The organism is Alistipes sp. CAG:268 (genome assembly GCA_000434235.1).
In the GTDB taxonomy this organism is placed as follows: domain Bacteria; phylum Bacteroidota; class Bacteroidia; order Bacteroidales; family Rikenellaceae; genus Alistipes; species Alistipes avistercoris.
This window is the reverse complement of record FR892023.1, coordinates 154,127-158,301: the sequence shown is the minus strand read 5'-3', so window position 1 is coordinate 158,301 and position 4,175 is coordinate 154,127. Positions and strand designations below refer to the sequence as shown.

The 4,175-nt window shown below is 61.5% G+C and carries 5 protein-coding genes; 1 reads left to right on the top strand and 4 read right to left on the bottom strand.

Annotated elements, in window-relative coordinates; genetic code table 11:
• The 3 genes from QZL63_RS11385 to ffh form a co-directional block, all read right to left on the bottom strand.
• The coding region (locus QZL63_RS11385; RefSeq protein WP_290587235.1) for a tetratricopeptide repeat protein at positions 1–421 on the bottom strand (421 nt) is incomplete at its 3' end.
• Positions 422–496: 75 nt separating this feature from the next.
• Positions 497–1,378, bottom strand: coding sequence for a GTPase Era (gene era, locus QZL63_RS11380; RefSeq protein ID WP_022309414.1), 882 nt, complete (start codon positions 1,376–1,378; stop codon positions 497–499).
• Between the two features lie 244 nt (positions 1,379–1,622).
• The gene (gene ffh, locus QZL63_RS11375) at positions 1,623–2,954 is read right to left on the bottom strand and encodes a signal recognition particle protein (RefSeq protein WP_022309413.1); all 1,332 of its coding nucleotides are present in this window, start codon (positions 2,952–2,954) and stop codon (positions 1,623–1,625) included.
• A gap of 103 nt (positions 2,955–3,057) precedes the next feature.
• Between ffh and QZL63_RS11370 the strand changes: the two genes are divergently transcribed.
• Positions 3,058–3,783 carry a hypothetical protein gene (locus QZL63_RS11370; RefSeq protein WP_290587232.1) on the top strand — a complete coding sequence of 242 codons (726 nt, stop codon included), beginning with the start codon at positions 3,058–3,060 and terminating at the stop codon, positions 3,781–3,783.
• A gap of 66 nt (positions 3,784–3,849) precedes the next feature.
• On the opposite strand, the gene QZL63_RS11365 is transcribed toward QZL63_RS11370, so the two are convergent.
• A partial coding sequence (locus QZL63_RS11365) for a DUF4294 domain-containing protein (RefSeq protein WP_290587229.1) occupies positions 3,850–4,175 on the bottom strand: 326 nt, incomplete at its 5' end.

Sequence of the window (4,175 nt, the reverse complement as noted above, 5' to 3'; positions counted from 1 at the left end):
TCAGCAGGCGCGTCACGCCGCGGCTGTAGTAGGGGCCGGGCAGGTCGGGGCGCAGTTCGATCGCCTCGCGGAAATCCTGCAGGGCGTCGTCGTAGTTGCCCAGGCGCGAGCGGGTGATCGCCCGGTAGGTGTAGGCCTGCGTGTAGACCGGGTTGAGCCGGATGGCGGTCGAGAAGTCGGCCTCGGCGCCCAGCAGGTCGTCGAGGTTGTACTTGGCGATTCCGCGGAGGAAGTAACCCTCGAAGGCCTTGTCGTCGAAACGGAGCAGGGTGTTGAGCGTGCGGATGGCCTCCTGGTAGTTGTTGTTCATCATGCATGAACGGCCGACCCAGAAGAAGTATTCCCGATTGTACTGCGCGTGCGTGCGTACACTGCCCAGCAGTGCGATCGAGAGAAGTATTCCGAGGATGAATTTCCGCATGGTTCCGAGATTGCTGTTGTGCGTCGTTCGAACGTTCCTTACCTCTTTTTTATTGTCCTTTTTGTCTTGCGGGCCTTATTCGAGTTCGTATCCGAACCGGCGCAGCAGGCGGTCGTTGTTGCGCCAGTCCTCGCTCACCTTGACGAAGAGCTGCAGGAAGACCTTCTTGCCGAGGAACTGTTCCATGTCCTCGCGTGCGGTCTGCCCCACGCGCTTGAGCTTCTCGCCCTTGTGCCCGATGATGATGCCCTTCTGCGATTCACGCGCCACGTAGATCGTCGCCGCGATGCGGTCGATTTCGGGCTCCTCCCGGTAGCTTTCGATCTCGATCTCGCAACAGTAGGGTATCTCCTTGTCGTAGAAGCGGAGAATCTTCTCGCGGATGATCTCCGAGGCGAAGAAGCGCAGGGTCTTGTCCGTGAGCGTATCCTTGGGGTAGAAGACCGGGCCTTCGGGTAGCAGTCCGAGGATGGTGTCGAACAACCCCTCGATGTTGAACTTCTCGCGGGCCGATACGGGCACGATCCGGGCGCCGGGCAGCTCCTCGTTCCATTTGGCCACCAGCGCTTCGAGCGCTTCGGGCGACGAGAGGTCGATCTTGTTGATGACCACGACGGTCGGGATTCCGCTCTGGCGGATCTTCTCCACGATTCCGGCCGAGCGGTCGCTCTGCTCGACGGTGTCGGTGACGTAGAGGATCACGTCGGCATCGGTGATCGCCCCCGTAACGAACTTCATCATCGACTCCTGCAGCTTGTATGCGGGCTTGAGGATGCCGGGCGTATCCGAATAGACGATCTGGAAATCGTCTCCCGAGACGATGCCCATGATTCTGTGGCGCGTGGTCTGTGCCTTCGAGGTGATGATCGAGAGCCGCTCGCCGACGAGCGCGTTCATCAGCGTCGATTTCCCGACGTTGGGGTTGCCTATGATATTGACGAAACCGGATTTGTGCATGATCGCATATTTGCACCAAATATACGAAAAAAATTTAGAAAACCGCCGGTTGCCGGCCCGGATTCGCATGTTTTTTACGCTCTCCGGGTACGGCCGCGGATCTTCGGCCTTTGGGGCCGGCCGCCTTCCGCACGGCCGAAGGCCCGGGGCGTTCTGCGGCGCGGTGGTGGGGTGGCGACAAAACGGGGCGGACCGTTCGAACCGGTCCGCCCCGTATGGCAGGATGCAGCCTTTCTGCAGTGTGCTATCTGCGGAACATGCCGCCGGGCATCTTGGGCATCTTCATGTTTCCGCCCGCCACGGCCTTCATCATCTTGCGCGTATCCTCGAACTGTTTCATCAGCCGGTTCACGTCGGCCATGGTCGTACCCGAACCCTTGGCGATGCGCTCGCGGCGCTTGGCGTTGATGATCTCGGGGTGCTCGCGCTCGGCGGGGGTCATCGACGAGATGATCGCCTCGGTCTGCTTGAACACGTCGTCCGGGATATCGACGTTCTTGAGCATCTTGCCCATTCCGGGGATCATCGAGGCCAGGTCTTTCAGGTTGCCCATCTTCTTGATCTGCTGGATCTGGGCAATGAAGTCGTTGAAGTTGAACTGGTTCTTGACGAGCTTCTTCTTCAGCCGGCGGGCCTCCTCCTCGTCGAATTGCTCCTGGGCCCGTTCGACGAGCGATACGACGTCGCCCATGCCGAGGATTCGGTCGGCCATACGCTCGGGGTGGAACACCTGCAGGGCGTCCATCTTCTCGCCGCTCGAAATGAACTTCAGCGGCTTGTCCACTACGGCGCGGATCGAGATGGCGGCACCGCCGCGCGTGTCGCCGTCGAGCTTCGTGAGCACGACGCCGTCGAAGTCGAGGCGGTCGTTGAACTCGCGGGCCGTGTTCACGGCGTCCTGACCCGTCATGGCATCGACGACGAACAGCGTCTCGGAGGGCTTGATTGCCGCCTTGATGGCCGTGATCTCCTGCATCATGGCCTCATCGACGGCCAGACGTCCGGCCGTATCGACGATCACGACGTTGTAGGATTTCTGCCGGGCATATTTGATGGCGTTTTCGGCGATCTCCACCGGGTTCCTGTTCCCCTCCTCGGTATATACCTCCACGCCGATCTGTCCTCCGAGCACCTTCAGCTGGTCGATGGCGGCCGGACGGTAGACGTCGCCCGCCACCAGCAGCACCTGCCGGCCCTTCTTGCTCTTGATGAACGAGGCGAGCTTTCCGGAGAAGGTGGTCTTTCCGGAGCCCTGCAGACCGGCGATGAGCACCACGGCGGGCGTGCCTTCGAGGCGGATGTCCGTCGCCGTGCCTCCCATGAGTTCGGCCAGCGAGTCGCGCACGATCTTGGTCATCATCTGGCCGGGCTTGACGGCCTTCAGGACGTCCTGTCCGAGGGCCTTCTGCTTCACTTCGTCCGTGAAGGTCTTGGCCACCTTGTAATTGACGTCGGCGTCGATGAGCGCACGGCGGATCTCCTTGAGGGTTTCGGCTACGTTGATTTCGGTGATGCGGCCCTCGCCCTTGAGGATCTTGAACGACCGTTCGAGTTTATCGGTTAGATTTTCAAACATGCTGTCTCGGGTTTTGTGCCTGCAAAGATACGGAAAAAAGGGGTAAATTCGCAAAACCTCGTTTTTTTTCTTATCTTGCGTCTTTCACCGATTTTGCTGACCGATGAAAAGACTGATAACCTGCGCGTTGCTGCTCCTTGCAACAACTGTGCTCTCCGCCCCGGGGAATCCTCCTGACGGATCTCTTCCCCGTTCGCATGAACTGGGCCTGCGCTACGGTGTGCAGCTTTCGCTCGGTGCCGGGGCCACTCCCGAGATGCAGGCGCTGTCGATCGACTATGCCTGCTACGGATACTCCAATATCGGATTCCGCACGGGCCTGAACCTGCTGGTCCCGACCGATATCGAGCGCGGGGTCTCCGTCCCGCTGCAGTTCTCGTGGCGCACCGGACGCATCGCCTCGGCCTGGCGCCGGGCGCGGGACGAGGGCGAATCCTGCCGGGCCTACTACAATCCCTGGGCCGGGGATCCGTGGGCCGAACCGTCGGTCGGCCGGGCCGATCCCGGGCAGTCGGTCGGCTCGCTGCTGCTCTCGCTGCTGCCTTCGGCCTTCGAAATCCATGCGGGCTTCACTCCGGGGCTGCTTTTCGGGCCGCTCGGCCCCGGCAGGCATGCGCTTGTGGTCCCGGCCGATGCTTCGTGGAGCGTCCGCCGGCGCTTCTCCTGTACGGCCGATGCCGGTCTGCGGCTGATTATTCCCATTTGGCGTTTCAACCTTTTCGGCGACTTCACCTACCACTGCTATCTGACGGACAACTTCCGCGCCGGGCCCCATGCCCCGTCCCGGTCATTCATGTCGCTGGGCTGCGGCCTGTCGTTCAACTTCTGACGCCGTCCGGGGCGGGGTAGTGGCCTCCGTCCGGATTTCCCCCGGCCGCGCCGCATCCGTCCCGGCTCAGAGCAGCCCGGCCTCGTAGTAGATGATGATCTGCTCGATCATGCGGTCCTCCCCCTCGGCGTCGTATTCCGACTTGAGGTTCTGCCCGAAGATGCGCGAGACGCTCTGCCAGAATCCCGCCACGAAGCCGCCGCGGAATTCGCGCAGCACCTCGTAGGCCGTGTACTCCGTCTCGCGGTCGATGAGTTTGAGCAACACGCGCCCTTCGGTGCGGGTCATGCGTTTGAGAATGGGGGTGTACTCCTCCTTGATTTCGTGATAGACCTGCCGGATGTAGGCCTTCTGCTCCTTGCGGTTCGGCAGCTGGCGGGGCCCCTCCTCCC